The organism is Pseudoxanthomonas japonensis, assembly GCF_043632995.1.
GTDB classification, from domain to species: Bacteria; Pseudomonadota; Gammaproteobacteria; order Xanthomonadales; family Xanthomonadaceae; genus Pseudoxanthomonas_A; species Pseudoxanthomonas_A japonensis.
Genome location: NZ_CP171632.1, coordinates 1,633,071 through 1,651,991, shown reverse-complemented (window position 1 = coordinate 1,651,991; position 18,921 = coordinate 1,633,071). Strand labels below are relative to the sequence as shown.

Sequence of the window (18,921 nt, the reverse complement as noted above, 5' to 3'; positions counted from 1 at the left end):
CTCAAGCCCGGGCGGGCAGCGCCCACACGCTGTTCGGTTCACCGATGCGGGCACGCAGGCGCGTCACGCGCGCCAGCCAGGCGAACCCGGCCGCCATCGCCAGCGCGCCGGCATCGATGGCGAACAACGCGGTATGCCCGGCCGCGGCGCTCTGCCACAGCCAGGCTCCGGTCAGCGCGCCATGCGCGACCGGCACCAGCGCGGTGACGATGGCCGCTGCGCTCAGCAACTCGACGGCGGCGCGGACCGGCGGTCGCAGGGCCGCCCAGGCCAGGCACGCCGCCCAGACCGCGAAGCACGCGACGTTGATGCCGGTCGACACGCCGATGCCCCATGCCGCGCCCTTGGCCTCGAAGACCTGTGACGCAACGAACGCCGCCGAGATCGCGACGCAGACGCCGAGGCAGAACCCGACGGTCGCCTTCGCCATCCATACCTGCGCGGCGCCCTGCTCCGCCTGCCGCCGCTTGCGGCGCGATTCGATCCACAGCAGGTTGCCGGAATAGAAGAGGAACGCACCGCCGATACCGAGCAGGAAGTAGAGCCACTGCACCCACGCGTTGCCGTACTCGCCGAAATGCAGCAGGTAGGCGATCGACAGGGTGGCATGATTGGCGTCGCGGTTGCCTGGCAACTGGCTGGCCACCAGTTCACCCGTGTTGGCATTCAGCGCGACAGCGCCGAGTGCGCCCAAGGTACGCGGCGCCTCGCCGGTGATCTCGACCAGCGCATTCGCATCGCCGGCGTGCGTGAGCTTCAGATAGACCGGTTCGAAAGCATCAAGTCCCTGCCTGCGGGCTTCTTCCTGCGCACGCGCATGCCACATCGCCAGGCGTCCCGGCGCCTGCGGCGTGCCGGCTGCGGCGACCTGCGGCGCGGTGTCCAGCGCGGCCGGCATCGCCTCCATCAGCTTGCCCCCGTAGATCAGCGGATTGAGCGCCGCGGCCACCACCATGGACAGGCACAGCAGCGCCCCGGTGACAGCGAACATCACGTGCATCGGCAGGCCAAGCACGCCGATGATGTTGTGGGCGTCCTGCCAGAACCGCTTGAGGTTGCGACCTGGCCGCAGCGCGAACAGGTCTTCCACCAGTCTGGGCAGGTGGATCACGATGCCGGACACCAGCGCCACGCCGTACAGCAGGCTGACGATGCCCATCAGGTAGATGCCGGCGACGGAGATGCCCAGCGAGTAGTGCAAGGCGTTGACGAGTTCGGCGAGTGCCGCGGCAGGCGGTTCGGTACTGCCGGCCAGATCATCGGGCGTGGCGTAGTACCAGGCGCCTTTGGCATCCGGCCAGTAGACCAGCGGCTGCGCCGATTCTTCGCCCGGAAACATCATGCCGACCCACGTGCGGGCATCCGGATGACGCTTGAGCGTTTCATCGAGCAGGTGCTGGGCATCGTCCAGCGTACCGACAGGCTGTTCGGCGCCATGCGGCGACTGCCAGACCATCAGGTCGTGGTGGAACACGGTGATCGCGCCGGCGTAGAACGCGACGAAGAGCGCGAAGCCGGCGACCAGGCCGACCCAGGTATGCAGCGTGGTGAACGTGCGCAGCGTGGAAGACTTGAGTTTCAACGAACGACTCCTACTGCACCCACTGCAGGTGACGCAGCAGCGCCAGACTTGCCAGGCCCACCACCGACAGCAGGCTGTACAAGCACCAGGCGCGCACCCCGCTGCGGAACTGGAAGCTGGCACAGAACACACCCACCCAGACCGGGAAGAACGCCAGCCCGCCAGCCACCAGCGTCGACTGCCACGGCCCCGGCAACAGCCAGCTCACCAGACCGACGATGGCGGCGGAGAGAAAGAAGCCCGGCACGATACCGGCGGTTGCACGCCCCCACATCAGCCGTCGCTCCGTGCGTTGGCGGCGACGCGCATGCCGGCGACGTAGGGCAGCGCCATCATCGCGAACATCCATGTGCCGAGCATCGCGCAGGCACCGGCACCGGCGCCCAGCGCGCGTATCCAGAGGACCAGCGACGCGATGGCGAGTAGCGCACCGATCCAGGTGCCCGCACGTCCGAGGCGACGCCAGCTGGGCCAGCGACAGTGCCGGGAACCCGCGTACAGCGCCGCCGCCGACAGGAACGCCGCGACCGTGGCCAGCAAGCTTGTCCACCCTTCGGTCATGGCGTTATCCGGGACACGATTGTCTTCATCGACCGCTGCATCCAGCAGAGCACTCGGAAAAGGCTACAACGTCCGCCAGGTGGCGATTAGCCGGGCGACGCATCACGCTTACCACGCATAGCGGACCGTGGCCGTCACCGTGCGCGGATAGCCGTAGTAGCACCAGTCGGCGGAGTTGCAGGTGCTGATGTATTCCTTGTCGGACAGGTTCTGCACGTTCACCTGGAAGCGCCAGTCGCTGATGTCGTAGTGGACCGAAGCATCAAACAGCGTGTGCGAAGGCGCCTGCCAGGCATTGGCGGCATCGCCGTAGTGATCGCCGACATAGCGTACGCCGGCGCCGAAGCCCAGCCCCGACAGTGCACCGGTGGTGAGGGTGAAGTCGCCGCCCAGCGATGCCGAATGTTCCGGCTGCAGCGGGATCTGCTTGCCCAGCATCGTTGGATCGGTCGTCCTGGTCACTTCCGAATCGATGTAGGCATAGGCGCCGTACAGGCTGAGGTTGCGGGCGATATTCCAGCGCCCTTCCAGCTCGACGCCACGCGACCGGTATTGCCCCTGCTGGATGGTGTACGACAGGTAGTCCGGGTCGATCACCGCCACGTTGTTCTGCCTGATCTCGTACGCGGCCGCCGTGAACAGCACGTTGCCGCTGGCCGGCTGGTATTTCACGCCGACTTCGACCTGCTCGCCGGTGGTGGGGTCGAAGGCCTTGCCGCCGCGCTGCGGGGCCTCGGTGCCACCGACCACTTCGAACGACTGGCCCCAGCTGGCATAGGGAGCGATGCCGTTATCGAACAGATAAGTGACGCCCACGCGACCCGAGAACTTGTCGTCGCTCTGGTGCGACCCGTTGGTATCGGTGCCGACCCAGTCCTGGCGACCGCCGATGGTCAGCAGCCAGTTCTCGATCTTGATCTGGTCCTGCAGGTATACGCCAAGCTGTCCCGCGGTTTGCGCCGTGCTGCCGGTGAAGGTCGGCACCAGACCCGGCATGGTGCCGTAGACCGGGTTGAATGCGTCCAGACCGGTCGCATTGAAACCGAAGCCGTAGTGGTAGTCGGTCTCGAGACGGCGGTAGTCCACGCCCGCCAGCACCCTGTGCTCGGCTGCGCCGGTCTTGAAACGCCACTGCATGTTGTTGTCGATGCCGAAGGTCTTGGCGTCTTCCTTGATCGACCACGTGTAGCGGTACAGCGTGCGGTTGTCGCCCAGGTAGCCGAACGGCAGCACCATCACGGTCGGGTCGACCTTCGAGTCCTCGAAGCGCACGTTCTGCTTGAACACCGTGTCGCCACCGAAATCATGGCGGAAGTCGTAACCGATCGCGGCGATCGTCTTGACGTAATCGTTGCTGTCCGGCTCGCCGGTGTACAAGCTGGGCTTGATCTGGCCGTTCGGATTGGGCAGCAACGTGCCGACCGCCGGCAGGAAGCCGGCGCCGTTCTTGGTATCGGCCTTCTGCCAGCGCGCCAGCACGGTCAGCTCGTTGGCTTCGTCCGGCTTCCAGGTCAGCGCCGGCGCGAAGTAGTAACGGTCATCGTGGATGTAGTCGACGACGTTGTCGCTGTTGCGCGCCAGGCCGGTCAGGCGATACAGCAGCGTGCCGCTGTCGTTGAGCGCCCCGCCGATGTCGAATGCGACCTGCTTCATGTCGTCGCTGCCGACCTGAACTTCCACTTCCTTCGCCATGACGGCATCCGGGCGCTTGGTGACGTAGTTGACCAGGCCACCCGGCGGCATCGCGCCGTAATTGACCGATGACGGCCCCTTCAACACTTCGATGCGCTCCATGCCGTACGGTTCGATGCGCGTCTGGCCGCTCCAGGTACCGGTCGGCAGCGCCAGGCCATCGAGATAGCGCGCGGGCTGGAAACCACGGACCAGCAACCACTCGCTCCTCGTGTCCAACCCGTACACGCCACCCGACGCACCCGCGACGTACCACATGGCCTCGTCGACGGCGTGGAGACCGCGGTCCTGCAGGTCGCGGGACGTCACCACGGAGATGGATTGCGGGATCTCCTTCAGCGACGTGGCGGTCTTGGTCGCCGTGCCGGTGTCTTTCGGAATCGGCGCCTGCACCTGGACGGCGTCCAGCGTGGTGGCGTCATCGACGGTGGACTGGGCCAGGGCAAGGCCGGGTGTCGCCAGCACGGCCGCGATAGCGAGGCTGAGGGAACGGAGCGTGGTGCGGGTCATCGTGGGGGCTCGGACGCGGCCGGTACCCGTGCCACCGCCTACCGGTCGACTCGGGCCACGGGCAGTGCCCGCCATCAGCCAAAATAAGAATGATTCTTATTTTATGGCCGGCCGCCCTGTTCAGGCAATCACTTTGAGCCCGTCGATCCCCGCAAGGCCAGCCGGACCGGAATGGTCTGGCTCTCGACGGGCTCCCCGTTGACGAGCGCCAGCAGCGTTTCCACCAGCAAGGTGCCGGCGAGCTTGGTGTCCTGCTGCACGGTGGACAGACCCGGATTCATGGAACTCGCCAGCGGGATGTCGTCGAAGCCGGCGACCGCCACATCCTCGGGCACGCGCCGGCCATGTTCCCGCAAGGCCTTCATCGCCCCGACGGCGATCAGGTCGCTGGCGGCGAATACCGCATCGAACGCCGCGCCGTGTTCCAGCAATGCACTGGCGGCCTCGTAACCCGACTGTTCGGTGGTGATGGCGTCGATCTGGAGCGCATCGTCGGTGGCAATCCCTGCCGCTTCGAGCGCCTGCCGGTGGCCCAGGTACCGCTCGAAGAACTCGGGGTAGTGGTTCGACGCATGCCCCAAGAACGCAATACGGCGTCGCCCCTGCGCCAGCAGGTGCGCGGTGATGTCATGGCCGCCCTGGGTGTTGTCGCAACCGATCGACACGCCGGGCGTATCCGGCTGCACCGCGCCCCAGCGGACGAAGTGCGTGCCCTGCTCGACCAGCCGCTCCAGCCGGCTACGCGATTCCAGATAGTCGCCGTAGCCGAGCAGGATGATGCCGTCGGCCTTCTTGCTGTCTTCGTAGTCGGCCTGCCAGTCGTTGGACAACTGCTGGAACGAGATCAGCAGGTCGTAGCCGCGCAGCGCACAGGCCCGGGTGATGCTGCCCAGCATCGACAGGAAAAACGGATTGATCGCCGATTCGTCCGGCGTCGGGTCTTCGAAGAACAGCAGTGCCAGCGTGCCGGAATGCTGGCGGCGCAGGTTGGAGGCGTTCTTGTCGACCTTGTAATTGAGCTGCTCGGCGATGGCGAGGATGCGCTTGCGCGTTTCCTCGTTGACCATCGGGCTGCCACGCAGCGCGCGCGACACGGTGGGCTGCGACACGCCCGCCAGGTGGGCGATGTCCAGCGAAGTGGCCTTTCCCTTGATGGGCGCGATCACGGACGGCGTCGGCTACGGACTGCGGAGGGAGGGATCATGCCACGGCCGACTGCCAGCGGCGATCCGGGGGGCGCGGGCTTGACCAGCCATTCCTCGCCCTTGTGGGAGCGACGCAAGTCGCGAAAGGCCACCGGTAAAGCTTCATCGCGACTTGCGTCGCTCCCACAAGAGCAGCCCCAGCCAGCCTCCAACCGCCGATCAGGAATCGCCCTGCTCCGCCCGCGCGGTGCCATGCAGCTGCACACCGTCGGCGTCGGTGATGCTGACGGACACGTCGACCCCGTGCCGCACGCTCTCGGTGACCACGCAGAAGTTCTCGAACTGGGCCAGGATCCGCTCCAGCGACGCATGCACCGCGCCTGCCTCGGCGAGCCGGATGTCGGCATGGATGTGCTCCACCCGCAGCCGGCCCTGCTCGTTGCGGGCCAGTTCCGCGGTGGCATGCGTCACCAGCTTGCCGGGCGTGTTCTTGAACTTGCGCAATGCGAACAGCAGGCTGGCCGACAGGCAGTTGGCGACGGCGGCCGCCAGCAACCGCGTCGGATTGGGCCCCTCGCCCTTGCCCAGCGGCGCCGGCTCGTCGGTCATCAGGTCGGCGATGGTGGTCTCGTCGAAGCGGATGCGGAACGCATAGTCGTCCTCCTGTTCCAGGGTGAGGCGGATGCGCTGGGGATCACTCATGGTCGGCTCACGCAGGGGGCTGGCGGGTCGGAACAGCATACGTCACGCGACGCCTGCCCCCGGTCGGCGACGCACTCACCGGCCCTTCCCCACGGGCGCCTGCTTGCCATGCATCAGCCCGTAGTACAGCAGGGGGATCACCACCAGCGTCAGCACCGTGGAGACAAGGATCCCGAAGATCAGCGAGATCGCCAGGCCATTGAAGATGGGATCGTCGAGGATGAAGAACGCACCCGCCATCGCCGCGAGTGCGGTCAGCGCGATCGGCTGCGCGCGCACCGCGCAGGCATCGACGACCGCCAACGCCAGCGTCTGTCCGCGCTCGACCAGGTGGTTGATGAAGTCCACCAGCAGGATCGAGTTGCGCACGATGATGCCGGCCAGCGCGATCATGCCGATCATGCTGGTCGCCGTGAACTGCGCTCCCAGCAGGGCGTGGCCCGGCATCACGCCGATCACGGTCAGCGGAATGGGCGCCATGATCACCAGCGGCACCACGTAATTGCGGAAATAGGCCACCACCAGCAGGTAGATCAGCACCATGCCGGCCGCGTAGGCGATGCCCATGTCGCGGAAGGTCTCGTAGGTGATCTGCCACTCGCCGTCCCACTTGATGCCGAAGGCGGTGGTCTCGGCGGGCTGGCGGATGAAGAACTGCGCCACCTGCTGCCCGTCGATGGCGTTGTCCGACACCTGCCCGACCAGGTCGAACATGCCGTACAGCGGGCTGTCGACCGCGCCGCTCTCGTCGCCCATCACGTACACCACCGGCAGCAGGTCCTTGTGGTGGATGGCGCCATCCCACCAGGTGGAGCGCACCTGCACCAGTTCGGACAACGGCACCAACTGGTCATCGCCGCCGCGCACGCGCAGCGAGAGCAGGCCGTCGAGCGAGGCCTGGTCGGCCACCGGCAGGCGCAGGCGGATCGGGCGTGGATACTTCGAGCCGCCATCGATCACGTGGGTGGCGTCCAGCCCCGACAGGCCCGCGGCGATCGTGTCGGTGATCGCAGACTGCGGCACGCCCAGGCGCGCCGCGCGCACGCGGTCGATCACCAGGAGGTCGCGCCGCGCATCGGCTTCCACGCTCGTATCCACATCGACGATACCGCCGGTGGCCAGGAAGCGTTGCTCGAGCGCCCGCGCGACCTCGCGCTGGCGGGCGTAGTCCGGGCCGTACACTTCGGCCACGATCGGCGACAGCACGGGCGGCCCGGGCGGCACTTCTACCACTTTCACCGACGCGCCATGGCCACGACCGATCGCATCCACCTGCGGGCGCAGGGCGACGGCGATCTCGTGGCTCTTGCGCCTGCGGTCATGGCGATCCACCAGGTTCACCTGCAGGTCGCCGACGTTCGCCCCCTCGCGCAGGTAGTACTGCCGCACCAGGCCGTTGAAGTTGATCGGCGCCGCCGTTCCCGCATAGCCCTGGTAATGCAGGACCTCCGGTGTACGGTCCAGCACGCCGGCCAGCTCCACCAGCAGCGCGCTGGTGTCCTCCAGCGTGCGGCCTTCGGGCAGGTCGACCACGATCTGCAGTTCGGACTTGTTGTCGAACGGCAGCATCTTCAGCACCACCAGCTTGAACATCGCCAGGCTGGCCGCCAGCGCCACCAGTGCGGCCATGGCGACGAACAACAGGTGCCGTCGCCGCGCTCCCTTGCCGACGTCCAGGAACGGCGACATCACGCGTTCGAACAGGCGATGCAGGCGCGCGGCCATGGTGCCTTCCGCATGTCCGTGGGCGGCGCCCTCGCCCGCATGCGCGATCGCATGGCGCCCGAGCAGCTTCAGCGACAGCCACGGCGTCACCACCAGCGCGATCATCAGCGACAGCAGCATGCCGACCGAGGCATTGATCGGGATGGGGCGCATGTACGGCCCCATCAGGCCGGTGACGAACGCCATGGGCATCAGCGCCGCGATCACCGTGAAGGTGGCCAGGATGGTGGGACCGCCCACTTCGTCCACCGCCGGCGGGATGGCCTCGGCCAGGGACTTCCCGCCCTGCGCCATGTGCCGGTGGATGTTCTCGACCACCACGATGGCATCGTCCACCAGGATGCCGATGGAGAAGATCAACGCGAACAACGAGACGCGGTTGAGGGTGAATCCCATGGCCCACGACGCGAACAGCGTGACGGCCAGCGTCAGCACCACCGCGCTGCCGATGACGACGGCCTCGCGACGGCCCAGCGCGAACAGCACCAGCAGCACTACCGAGCCCGTGGCGAAGACCAGCTTCTTGATCAGCGTCTGCGCCTTGTCGCTGGCGGTCAGGCCGTAGTCGCGCGTGGTCTCCACCTGGATGCCGTCGGGAATCATGGTGCCGCGCAACGCCTTCACCCGCGCCAGCACGGCGGACGTGATGTCGGCGGCATTGCTGCCCGGCTTCTTGGCGATGGCCAGCGTCACCGCCGGTGCGACGCCACTGGCGGGTCCCGCACGCGTTGCGGGCGCACCGTGCCATACATAACTCGATGGCGTATCGGCCGCATCGCTGACCGTCGCCACGTCCTCCAGGCGCACCGGTTGGCCACCGGCCACGCCCAGCACCAGGCCGGCCACGTCCGCGCGGTCGGCCAGGAACTGTCCCGACGTCACCTGCACCACCCCGTCCATGCCGACGCGCTCACCCGCCTGCCGCGCCAGGTTGGCGGACTGCAACGCCGAGGACAGATCGTTCACCGCCAGGCCATGGCTGGCCAGTCGGGCCGCGTCGAGCTGCACCATCACCGCACGCTGCGGCGCGCCGATGGTGAAGACGTCGCGCGTACCGGGAATGCGCTTGAGTTCGGTTTCCAGCGTATGGGCCACCTCGGCCAAGTCGCGTGCGCCGCGCTGCGGATCGTCCGTCCACAGGGTCAGCGCCATCACCGGCACGTCGTCGATGCCCTTGGGCTTGATGATCGGCTGGCCCACGCCGAGGTTCGCCGGCATCCAGTCCTGGTTCGAGAACACCTTGTCGTACAGGCGCACCAGCGCAGGCTGGCGCTTCACGCCCACGTCGAACTCCACCGTCAGCACCGCCATGCCGGGCCGGCTGATCGAATAGGTGTGCTTGATCTCCTCGATCTCGGACAGCTTCTGCTCGAGCGGATACGTCACCATCTGTTCGACCTGGCGCGCATCCGCGCCGGGGAACGGCACGATGACGTTGGCCATCGTCACGTCGATCTGCGGCTCTTCCTCGCGTGGCGTGATCATCACCGCCACCAGTCCCAGCAGCAGGCCGAGCAGCGCGAGGATCAGCGTCAGCGGATTGGCCTGGAAGATGCGTGCCAGGCGACCGGACAGGCCCAGCCGCGGAGGGGTCGGGAGCGATGCCATGTCAGTCGTCCTTGCGCGCCGCCACGAGCGCCTGCTGCGCGGCGACCGGATCGGCGGCGACCCGGTCGCCGGGCGTCAGCCCCGAGATCACATCCACCTGGTCGCCCGCTGCATCTCCCAGCCTGACCTGGCGCAACGACAGCCGCCCGTCGCCGAGCACGTACACCGCCGTCACTTCGCCACGGCGCACCAGCGCGCTGACGGGAACGCGCGGAAACGCCGCGCCCTTCACGGCCGGGAACGCCACTTTCGCGGTCAGACCCGGTTGCGGCGGCGCATCGAGTGCCGGCAGCTGCACGCGGATGCGCATGGCGTGCGTGGACGCATCGGCGGCTGGAAAGACGGTGACGGCGGCGGCGTCGATCCGGCGCCCGTCGTCGAAGACGACCGCGGCCACGGGGTGGGCCCGGATCGCCTCCGCTTCCGATTGCGGCACCGCCACGTCGATGCGCAGTGCGCCCGGTGCAAACACGGTCATCAGCGTCTGCCCGAGGCCGACACTCTCCCCCGGCTCGACATCACGGGTGGCGACGATGCCCGCGTACGGCGCGCGCACCGTGGTGTAGCCGGTCTGCTGGCCGGCATTCGCCAGTTGGGCGCGGGCGGCGTCGCGCGCGGCGGTTGCCGAATCGCGCGCCATCCGGGCCTGGTCGAGCTGGGCCTTGGACACGAACTGGTCCTTCGCCAGGTTGGCGAAGCGCCGGTAGTTGGCGTCCGCCTCGGTCGCGGAGGCTTCGGCCGCGCGCAGCTGGGCGCGCGCGGCGTCCACACCGGCTTGCTGTTCCACCGCACTGAGCCGCACCAGCACATCGCCTGCCGCCACGCGGTCGTTGACATCGCGCTCCACCGCGGCCACGCGTCCGTTCGTCTGCGTCGACAGCGTGGCCTGTTGCACCGCCTCCACCACGCCCTCCCAGGCACGGCCGCCCGCCGCTTCGGCGGCCGGCACCTGGAAGGTCTGCAGTCCTTCGACGCGCGCGGCCGGCGCAACGGGCGCTTCGCGCCCGCATGCGGCCAGGCCGGCCACCAGCAACAGCGGCAACAGCAGGCGCGACGACATCGCGGTGCAACTCATGGCAAACCCCTTGCTCACTTGAACGCGCAGCCGGCGCGCACGCCCAGCCTGCGGAAAACGATGGCGGCGGGACAGAAGCCGGTAACGCTGGCCTGCAGCAGATTCACGCCGATGAAGACCGTGAACCACAGCCACAGCGGCGAAACGAAGTGGGCCAGCGCCACGCTGACGAGGATCATCACGCCGGCGAAGGCGAGGACGGCACGATCGAGGTTCATGAGGTGTTCTCCGGATAATGGATGGGGACATCAGCGGGTGCGCATGATGCCGAGCAGCTTGAGCACGTATTTCTCGTAGACCGGCTCGGTGTTGCCGGACTTCATCTTCATCAGGAAGTACTTTTCGAACGCGATCTTGGCCACGTGCACCCATTTGCCGACCTTGGCCCAGGTGACGTTGCGCGGCGGGATCTGCGGCAGCGCCACGAAGGCCGCGCCGGTGTCGCCCATGTCCGCCAGGCAGATCGCGTTCCACGTCGCTTCGGCGGTGACCGGTCTGCCGGCCAGATCGGCCTGGATGTTGTGCGCCACGGCGGTCACCATCGACTCGATCATGAAGCCGGTCTTTGGCGCGCCGGTCGGCACCGGCGTTGCCTCCACCGGCGGGATGGCCACGCACACGCCGAGCGAGAAGATGGCGGGATAGGCCGGGTTGCGCTGGTGCCTGTCGATCAGGATGAAGCCGCGCGGATTGCACAGCCCTTCTCCCTGGCGTACGGCCGGCACGCCGGTGAAGGCCGGCAGCACCATCGAGTACTTGAACGGCAGCACGTGCGCCTTCCTGGGCTGGCCGGCGTCGTCCATTTCGGACACATCCATCTCGCCGTCGCGCACCGCGGTGATCTTCGCGTTGGTGATCCACTGGATATGGCGCTGGCGGAACTCCGACTCCATCATCCCTCTGGAGTCGCCCACGCCGCCCAGGCCCATGTGGCCAATGTAAGGCTCCGGACTGACGTAGGTGATCGGCACCTTGTCGCGCAGCTTTCGCTTGCGCAGGTCGCTGTCCAGGATCATCGCGAATTCGTACGCCGGGCCGAAGCAACTGGCCATCGGCGCGGCACCCACGACGACCGGCCCCGGATTCTCGAGAAACGCCTGGTACGCCTGCCACGCCGTGGCCGCATGCGACGTGGTGCAGACGGACTGGGTGAATCCGCCTTCTGGCCCCAGGCCCGGCACTTCGTCGAAGGCCAGTCGCGGCCCCGTCGCGATTACCAGGTAGTCGTAGTCGAGGGTGCGTCCGTCGCGCAGCCGCACGCGGTGGTGGTCGGGCTCGATGCGCTCGGCGCCGGCACCCTCGAAGGCGATGCTCTTCTTCGCCAGATAGCGGGCGACCGGCATTTGGACATCGGACGGCTTGCGCCAGCCCACGGCGACCCAGGGATTGGAGGGCGTGAACGAGAAGCGGTCGCCCTCCCCGACCACGGTGATGTCCACCCCTTGGCCGAGCGTGCCGCGCAATTCGTACGCCGCGCTCATGCCACCGATGCCTGCTCCCAGTACGACGATACGCGCCATGTCTTCCCCTCCAGGTTCGATGGCTGCCACCGGCAGGAGTGCCGGTCGGCTTGCAATTAAAATTAGCATCTACTAATATTAGCGTCAACTAATGTTTTGGAGTCATCCATGGCACGCACCGTCCAGGAACTGGTGGCCGAGGCTCGGGGCCGCATCGAGGAAATCGCGCCCGACCGACTCGTCGCGCAGCGGAGCGGCATCGTGATCGACGTGCGCGAACCGGCCGAGTACGCGCAGGGCCACCTGCCAGGCGCCATCAACCTGCCGCGCGGGGTGCTGGAGTTCCAGATCCATGCGCACCCGGCGATGGCCTGCACCACCAGCGAGGCGCTGGCCGTCCCCGACCGCGACGTGGTGCTGTACTGCCTGACCGGCGGACGCTCGGCGCTGGCGGCGGAGAGCCTGCAGTCGCTCGGCTTCACCCGCGTGCGCTCGCTTGCGGGCGGGCTCATCGCATGGCGCAATGCCGGCCATCCCCTGACCACGGAACCCGCATGACCCGCAACTCCTCCACGCCCGGCTTCGACATCGCCGCCATGCAGGCGCATGCCGGCGACGCGGCGCAACTGCTGAAGGCCCTGGCCAACGAAAAGCGTCTTCAGATCCTGTGCCTGCTGACGTCGGGCGAGCGCTCGGTCGGCGACCTCAATGCCCTGCTCGACCTCAGCCAGTCCGCACTGTCGCAACATCTGGCCGTGCTGCGCGAGGAGGGCCTCGTGCAGACGCGCCGCGAGGCCCAGAACGTGTTCTATGCGCTGATGCCGGGACCGGCGGCGCAGGTGATGCACACGCTTCACGGCATCTATTGCGCACCCGCAGCGGCGCCAGCGCCCCGCAAACGCGCAGGAAGATCGTGATGCTCGGCGTGCTGAAGAAGATTCTGTTCGGAGTCCGAGGCGCACGGGTTTCCCCGCAGGAAGCGGTCGGGTACGTCAACGGGGGAGCCGTGCTGGTCGACGTGCGGGAGAAGGACGAGTTCGCGCGCGGTCATGCGCACGGCGCCTGCAACATCCCGCTGCGCGAACTGCGCGCTGGCGGAACCGCCTTCCTCGACGCCGGCCTTCCGGCCGGTACGCGCGAGGTCGTGCTGGTATGCCAGAGCGGCATGCGCTCGCGCGTGGCGCAGTCGATCCTCTCCGGACAGGACGCGCGCACGTATCTCGATCTGGCCGGTGGAATGGGAGCCTGGCGCGCCCACGGCCTCCCCATCGCGCGACACGACTGATCCCGTCCACCCCACAAGGTATTCCCATGTCCAGCGCAGACCGCTATCAGGAACTGACCACCCGCATCAACCGGCACCTCGCTCCCTTCCGCACGGCAGCGCCCGAGGTGATGCAGGGATTCGGCGCCATGGCAGGTGGAGCGATGGCCGCCGGTGCGCTGGACGAGAAGACCAAGGAACTGATCGCCATGGCGATCGGCGTCGCCTCGCGCTGCGATGGTTGCCTCGGCTTCCATGCCAAGGCGCTCGTCAGGCTGGGCGCGACGCCGGAGGAGTTCCACGACATGCTGGGTGTCGCCGTCTACATGGGCGGTGGTCCTTCGCTGATGTACGCCGCGCACGCGCTTGAGGCTTTCGAGGAGTTTTCCGCAAGGACCGCCTGATCGCGCTTGGCCGCATGCCCTGCGGCTGCGATCATGCGCGCTGCCGACCGGCGACGCATATCCAGGAGCGATGCGATGACGACACCCCGTGTGCATGCGCAGTTCGACGATGCGACCAACACGGTCAGCTATGTCGTCTGGGACCCTTCCACGTGCCGTGCAGCCATCATCGACCCGGTGCTGGACTACGACCACCGTTCCGGCCGTGCCTCGCACCGCAGCGCCGACACGTTGCTGGGCGTCGTCGACGACCACGGCCTGACCGTGGACTGGATCCTCGAAACCCATGCGCATGCCGACCACCTCAGCGCCGCCCCGTACCTGAAGGAAAAGACCGGCGCGCCGATCGGCATCGGCGAGCGCATCACCGAGGTGCAGCGCACGTTCGCACCGGTGTTCGGGCTGGAGGACGTGAGCGGCGATGGCCGCGAATTCGACCGCCTGTTCCGCGAAGGCGACCTGTTCCCGCTGGGTGCATTGCAGGTGGAAGTGCTGCATACGCCCGGCCACACGCCCGCGTGCGTGTCCTACCGCATCGGGGACGCGGTGTTCGTCGGGGACACGCTGTTCATGCCCGACTACGGCACCGCGCGCGCGGATTTCCCCGGCGGCGACGCGCGCACGCTGTACCGCTCGATCCAGAAGCTGCTGGCCCTGCCCCCGCAGACCACGCTGTACCTGTGCCACGACTACAAGGCGCCGGGACGCGATCACTACGCGTGGGAAACCACGGTCGCCGACGAGCGGGCCCGCAACGTGCACATCGGAGGCGGCGTGGACGAAGACAGCTTCGTCGCGATGCGCGAAGCGCGCGATGCGACGCTGTCGGCACCGGCGCTGCTGCTGCCGTCGCTGCAGGTCAACATCCGCGCCGGCCGCCTGCCGGCGCCGGACGCCGATGGGCGGCGCTACCTGAAGATCCCGGTCAAACTCTGATCAACCGCCTGTGCTGGCCGCGGCGGGATGGGCCGCCACGCCTGCGCCGCACTCCGCGCCGAGCAGGCGCGACTGCTTCAGCCAGGCGGGGTCCGGGTAGTACGCGAACAGGAATGACCCGCCCCGGATGCTGTCGATCAACGGCTGCGCCACGGTCGTGCGCACCGCCGGACAGCCCAGGCTACGGCCGAGGCGCCCCTGCGCGCGCACCAGCGCATCACTGACATACGGCGCGCCATGGATGACGATGGCGCGTTCCCGCGCCTTGTCGTTGAAGCCGGGTTCCAGCCCTTGCAGGCGCAGCGAGTAGCCGTTCGCGCCGCGATAGGACTCCTGGGTGACGAACGCGCCAAGGCTGGACATGTAGCTGCCGGTGGCATTGGAGAAGCGCGTCGCCAGGTTCTCGCCGGTATTGCGCCCATGCGCGACCCGCTCCTCGAACAGCAGGCGCGCGCCCTCCAGATCGAACACCCAGAGCCGCGGCTGCGTGGAAGGCCGCGAGTAGTCGATCACGCTGAGTCGCTGCTTCGGCACCGATTCGCCGCGCCGGATCGAACAGGTCATCGCATGCGCCGCCAGGGACAGCACGTTGCGATCGAGCGATGGCGCGGCACGATGCAGGCGCTCGACCAGGCGGTCGGCAGGAAGCGACTCGGCGGGCCCTGCCAGGGCGGCGACCGCCCACGGAATGGCCGCGAGGGTGAGGCACAGCAGCAGCGGACGGGAGGACTTGTTCATGACCACGCTCGGGTATCGGTCCAGACGCGCCGGCATCCCGATTCCGTCCGCAAGGCTCAGCGCAAGGAGGGTGTGGGGCCGGCCTCGTCCGATTCCAAGACCGGCACGGACGGCTGCTCACCCGGCGTTGCGCGCACACCCGGCAGGTCGGACAGCAGCACCGTGGTGCCGGGCTTCAGCACGCCGTACAGGCGACGCGCGAAATCCTGCGGAATCCAGAACGAATCCCCCAGCGCACGCAGCGGCGGCATCGGCGCGCCGGCCTCGCCCAGCACGCGGTGTGCGACCCACCGGTGTTCCTTCTGCTGCGGATCGAGCAGGCTCGGGATGTCCTCCATCTCGGTGGTCATCACCAGCAGCACGGTACCGTTGAGCGCGAAGTCGCGGACCATCTGCAACGGTGCCGCACCGATCAGCACGCCGTTGCGCAGCACCGACACGCGCTGGTCGTACAGGCTGACCAGGATGCTGACCGGGCCTTCCGGCGACGCGGCCTCGTTCCAGTACACCTCGTAGGACGACAGGTCCGGATGGGCCGCTTGCCCGCCCGCGGTGACCGGCGCCAGCACGGCGGGATGCACCAGGCTGGCCGGCGAGGCTTTCGCGTTCGCGACCACCACAGAATCGCCGAAGCGGGTGATGCCGAACAGCTTCTCGGCGAAGGCCTGCGGCAGCCGGACGCAGCCATGCGAGGCCGGATAACCCGGCAGGTGGCCACCGTGCAGCGCGATGCCGTCCCAGGTCAGCCGCTGCATGTACGGCATCGGTGCGTTGTTGTAGAGGTTGGAACGGTGGTCCTTGTTCTTCTGCAGGATGGTGAACACGCCCGTCGGCGTGTCCTTGCCGGCCTTGCCCGAACTGATCGTCGACACCCCGATGGCGATGCCGTTGCGGTACACGTAGGCGCGCTGCTCGTCGAGGCTGACCACCAGCACCACCGGACCCTCGGGGGCGATCTGCGGATACCACAGGAACTCACCCGGCTTCAGCGCGCGGACATCGGCCTGCGGCACGGCCGACTGCGCGTGCGTGGCGGACGGGGCGGCAGCGGCGAGCAGCGCGGCCAGCAGGAGGATGGTCAGGGCGTTTCGTGTCATCGGATGAGCTTAGCGCAGGAGGACGCGCCTGCAAAAAATGAGGCTGCCTGCTCTGTGGGAGCGACGTGAGTCGCGATGAGGCGTTACCGTCGAACTTTCGCGACTCACGTCGCTCCCACATGCGGAACCTCGCGCCCGACTACGCCAGCAGCCGCTCGCGCAAGGCGTCGTAGTCGGCGGGAACCGGATCGGCGTGCGCGGGACGCGCCAGCAGGCCGGCCAATGCCGGCGGCACGTCGACGGCGCGACCGACCAGCGGCTCCACCACGCTCTCGAACTTGGCCGGATGCGCGGTGGCGGCCACCGCCCAGTCTCCGCCCTCGCCCTGTGCGCGAAGGTCCTCCAGCACCTTCACCGCGGTAGCGGTGTGCGGGCAATGGACTTCGCCGTGGTCGCGGTAGCGTCGCGCGATCACCTCGCGGATGGTGGCGTCATCGACAGTGGACGCGCGGAACGCCGCGCGCAAGCCGTCATCGTCGTTCGCATAGAGCCAACGCAGGCGTTCGAAGTTGCTGGGCGCGCCCACGTCCATCGCGTTGGCCAGCGTTGCGACGCTGGCGGCCGGCGCGTACGCGTTGCCCGCGAAGAAATCCGGCAACACGCGGTTGGCATTGGTCGCCAGCACGATCCTGCCCAGCGGCACGCCCAGCGCGCGCGCCAGGATCGCCGCCATCGCATTGCCCAGGTTGCCGGTGGGGATGACGAAGTTCAGCACCTGTCCTGTCGCCGCGCGATGCGTCAACGCGGCATGCGCGTAGTAGCTCATCTGCGGCAGCAGCCGTCCCAGGCTGATGCTGTTCGCGGAACTGAGCGGCGCCCGCACCTGCAGGTCCGCGTCGTTGAGCGCGCGCTTCACCAGCGCCTGGCAGTCGTCGAACGAACCATCCACGCGCAGCGCGGCGATGTTGTCCCCGAAGCAGCCCAGCTGATGCGCCTGCCGCGGCGAGACGCGCCCGTCCGGATACAGCACCACCACGCGCAGGCCCGGCTGGCCATGGAACGCCGCGGCCACCGCGGCGCCCGTGTCGCCCGAGGTGGCGACCAGGATCGTCAGCGGCTTCGCTTCGTCGCGACGCAGGCGCGCCATGCAGGCCGCCAGGAACCGCGCGCCGAAATCCTTGAACGCGGCGGTCGGACCGTGGAAGAGCTCCAGCACATGATCGCCCGGCGTACCGAGCGCCTCGAGCGGTGCAGGGAAATCGAACGCTTCGCGACAGATCGACGCGAGTTCGCCCTCCAACCCGTCACCGGCGAAGAATGGCGCCAGCAGCGTTGTCGCGGTCTCGGCGATATCAGGCCCGGGAGCCAGTTCGCGCGACACCGGCAAGGCTTCGGGAACGTACAGCCCGCCGTCGGGCGCGAGTCCGGCCGCGATGGCCTGGCTGAGCGAGGCAGCGGGCGCGGCGTTGCGGGTCGAGATGAAATTCATGGTCTGCCGTAGGAATAGCGCCACGCGCGAAGCGTGGCGATCGAAGTAAGGAAAGGATCAGTTCGCGGACAGCAGTTCGGCACCGACCGCGTTGATCGGCGACACCCAGGCTTGACTGTCGAAGCCGGCCGCGGCGAACGCGGCCTGCACGGCGGGCGCCGCACGCTCGGCCTCGCTGCGCGATTCGAACCACGCGAACACGCTGGGACCGGCACCCGAGATGCTGGCGCCCATCGCACCGGCGTCGAGCGCCGCCTGCTTGGCCGCATCGAAGCCGACGATCAACGGTGCACGGCGCGGTTCAACCAGCACGTCGCGCAGGCCATCGCGCACCAGCGAGGCGTCGCCGGCATGGCAGCCGGCAAGCACCAGCGCCAGGTTGGCGCTCTGTGCGACGAATTCCTTCAGCTCGTACGTGCCCTGAAGCGCAGCACGCGCGCGGCGCGTCTCCAGGATCGCCTCCGGGTGCACGAGTATGCTGTGCCAATGCTCAGGCACCGGCACGCGCACCAGACGATCCGCCGTGGACAGCACCAGGCCGCCCAGCAGCATCGGGCCGAGGTTGTCGCCGTGCTTGCCGCCGCTGGCGACGGCCTCGCCGACCAGCGCATGCGGATAGAGCGCCTCATGCGACAGCGGCGCATCGAACAGCGCATTGGCCGCGACCAGTGCGGCCACGCACGAGGCAGCGGAACCGCCCATGCCGGAGCCGAGCGGAATGCCCTTCTCGATCTCCACCTCGAATCCGAACGGCAGTGCCAGCGCTTCGCGCAGGGAGATCAGCGCCGCGCCGGCGGTATTGCCGGGCGCATCCAGCGGCAGGTCGACAGTGGCCCCACGGATCGCGGCGATGCGCACCTCGTCCGCCTCGATGCGACGCACGGTGACGGTGTCGCCGACGCCTTCGATCACATGGCCCAGGATGTCGAACCCCACGCCCACGTTGCCCACCGATGCCGGCGAAAACGCACTTGCCTGCTGCCTCATGCCCAC

General features: G+C 68.0%; 19 protein-coding genes. 5 read left to right on the top strand and 14 right to left on the bottom strand.

The annotated features are described in order from the left end of the window. Position 1 precedes the first annotated feature (1 nt). The 10 genes from ACGHX3_RS07475 to ACGHX3_RS07430 form a co-directional block, all read right to left on the bottom strand. Entirely contained in the window at positions 2 to 1,582 is a 1,581-nt protein-coding gene (locus ACGHX3_RS07475) for a PepSY-associated TM helix domain-containing protein (protein ID WP_394696946.1), read from the bottom strand. A 10-nt stretch (positions 1,583 to 1,592) separates the two neighbouring features. After that, positions 1,593 to 1,856, bottom strand: a complete 264-nt coding sequence (locus ACGHX3_RS07470) for a hypothetical protein (RefSeq protein WP_313928789.1) — start codon at positions 1,854 to 1,856, stop codon at positions 1,593 to 1,595. Further along, complete coding sequence (locus ACGHX3_RS07465; protein WP_394696945.1) at positions 1,856 to 2,143, bottom strand: hypothetical protein; 288 nt, start codon at positions 2,141 to 2,143, stop codon at positions 1,856 to 1,858. The genes ACGHX3_RS07470 and ACGHX3_RS07465 overlap by 1 nt, the downstream gene beginning before the upstream one ends. Positions 2,144 to 2,251: 108 nt before the next feature. Beyond that, positions 2,252 to 4,345 (bottom strand): TonB-dependent siderophore receptor, encoded by a 2,094-nt coding sequence (locus tag ACGHX3_RS07460; RefSeq protein WP_394696944.1) that lies wholly within the window; start codon positions 4,343 to 4,345, stop codon positions 2,252 to 2,254. Positions 4,346 to 4,473: 128 nt separating this feature from the next. Then, positions 4,474 to 5,508, bottom strand: coding sequence for a LacI family DNA-binding transcriptional regulator (locus ACGHX3_RS07455; protein ID WP_249720266.1), 1,035 nt, complete (start codon positions 5,506 to 5,508; stop codon positions 4,474 to 4,476). A 201-nt stretch (positions 5,509 to 5,709) separates the two neighbouring features. After that, the gene (locus ACGHX3_RS07450; RefSeq protein WP_394696943.1) at positions 5,710 to 6,192 is read right to left on the bottom strand and encodes an OsmC family protein; all 483 of its coding nucleotides are present in this window, start codon (positions 6,190 to 6,192) and stop codon (positions 5,710 to 5,712) included. A gap of 75 nt (positions 6,193 to 6,267) precedes the next feature. Next, complete coding sequence (locus ACGHX3_RS07445; RefSeq protein WP_394696942.1) at positions 6,268 to 9,525, bottom strand: efflux RND transporter permease subunit; 3,258 nt, start codon at positions 9,523 to 9,525, stop codon at positions 6,268 to 6,270. 1 nt (position 9,526) lies between these two features. Further along, positions 9,527 to 10,600, bottom strand: a complete 1,074-nt coding sequence (locus ACGHX3_RS07440; RefSeq protein ID WP_394696941.1) for an efflux RND transporter periplasmic adaptor subunit — start codon at positions 10,598 to 10,600, stop codon at positions 9,527 to 9,529. Positions 10,601 to 10,614: 14 nt separating this feature from the next. After that, positions 10,615 to 10,818, bottom strand: coding sequence for a DUF2892 domain-containing protein (locus ACGHX3_RS07435; protein WP_394696940.1), 204 nt, complete (start codon positions 10,816 to 10,818; stop codon positions 10,615 to 10,617). A 30-nt stretch (positions 10,819 to 10,848) separates the two neighbouring features. Further along, entirely contained in the window at positions 10,849 to 12,120 is a 1,272-nt protein-coding gene (locus tag ACGHX3_RS07430; RefSeq protein ID WP_394696939.1) for an NAD(P)/FAD-dependent oxidoreductase, read from the bottom strand. A gap of 108 nt (positions 12,121 to 12,228) precedes the next feature. Here ACGHX3_RS07430 and ACGHX3_RS07425 point away from each other — a divergent pair, with 108 nt between their 5' ends. The 5 genes from ACGHX3_RS07425 (at position 12,229) to ACGHX3_RS07405 (ending at position 14,664) form a co-directional block, all read left to right on the top strand. Then, complete coding sequence (locus ACGHX3_RS07425) at positions 12,229 to 12,618, top strand: rhodanese-like domain-containing protein (RefSeq protein ID WP_394696938.1); 390 nt, start codon at positions 12,229 to 12,231, stop codon at positions 12,616 to 12,618. Beyond that, positions 12,615 to 12,977 (top strand): metalloregulator ArsR/SmtB family transcription factor, encoded by a 363-nt coding sequence (locus ACGHX3_RS07420; protein ID WP_162338725.1) that lies wholly within the window; start codon positions 12,615 to 12,617, stop codon positions 12,975 to 12,977. Before ACGHX3_RS07425 ends, ACGHX3_RS07420 begins: the two co-directional genes overlap by 4 nt. Next, a complete protein-coding gene (locus tag ACGHX3_RS07415; protein WP_394696937.1) occupies positions 12,977 to 13,345 on the top strand; it encodes a rhodanese-like domain-containing protein in 369 nt (122 codons plus the stop codon). Before ACGHX3_RS07420 ends, ACGHX3_RS07415 begins: the two co-directional genes overlap by 1 nt. Positions 13,346 to 13,371: 26 nt before the next feature. Beyond that, on the top strand, positions 13,372 to 13,728 hold the full coding sequence (locus tag ACGHX3_RS07410; RefSeq protein WP_394696936.1) for a carboxymuconolactone decarboxylase family protein: 357 nt from the start codon (positions 13,372 to 13,374) through the stop codon (positions 13,726 to 13,728). 75 nt (positions 13,729 to 13,803) lie between these two features. Continuing rightward, a complete protein-coding gene (locus ACGHX3_RS07405) occupies positions 13,804 to 14,664 on the top strand; it encodes an MBL fold metallo-hydrolase (protein WP_394696935.1) in 861 nt (286 codons plus the stop codon). Here ACGHX3_RS07405 and ACGHX3_RS07400 read toward each other — a convergent pair whose 3' ends face one another. The 4 genes from ACGHX3_RS07400 to ACGHX3_RS07385 all read right to left on the bottom strand — a co-directional run bounded on the left by ACGHX3_RS07400 (position 14,665) and on the right by ACGHX3_RS07385 (position 18,915). Next, the gene (locus tag ACGHX3_RS07400) at positions 14,665 to 15,402 is read right to left on the bottom strand and encodes a murein L,D-transpeptidase catalytic domain family protein (protein WP_394696934.1); all 738 of its coding nucleotides are present in this window, start codon (positions 15,400 to 15,402) and stop codon (positions 14,665 to 14,667) included. A 56-nt stretch (positions 15,403 to 15,458) separates the two neighbouring features. Then, a complete protein-coding gene (locus ACGHX3_RS07395) occupies positions 15,459 to 16,499 on the bottom strand; it encodes a L,D-transpeptidase (protein ID WP_394696933.1) in 1,041 nt (346 codons plus the stop codon). Between the two features lie 139 nt (positions 16,500 to 16,638). After that, positions 16,639 to 17,928 (bottom strand): threonine synthase, encoded by a 1,290-nt coding sequence (gene thrC, locus ACGHX3_RS07390; RefSeq protein WP_394696932.1) that lies wholly within the window; start codon positions 17,926 to 17,928, stop codon positions 16,639 to 16,641. 57 nt (positions 17,929 to 17,985) lie between these two features. Further along, complete coding sequence (locus ACGHX3_RS07385) at positions 17,986 to 18,915, bottom strand: homoserine kinase (RefSeq protein WP_394696931.1); 930 nt, start codon at positions 18,913 to 18,915, stop codon at positions 17,986 to 17,988. Between the last annotated feature and the right edge of the window lie 6 nt (positions 18,916 to 18,921).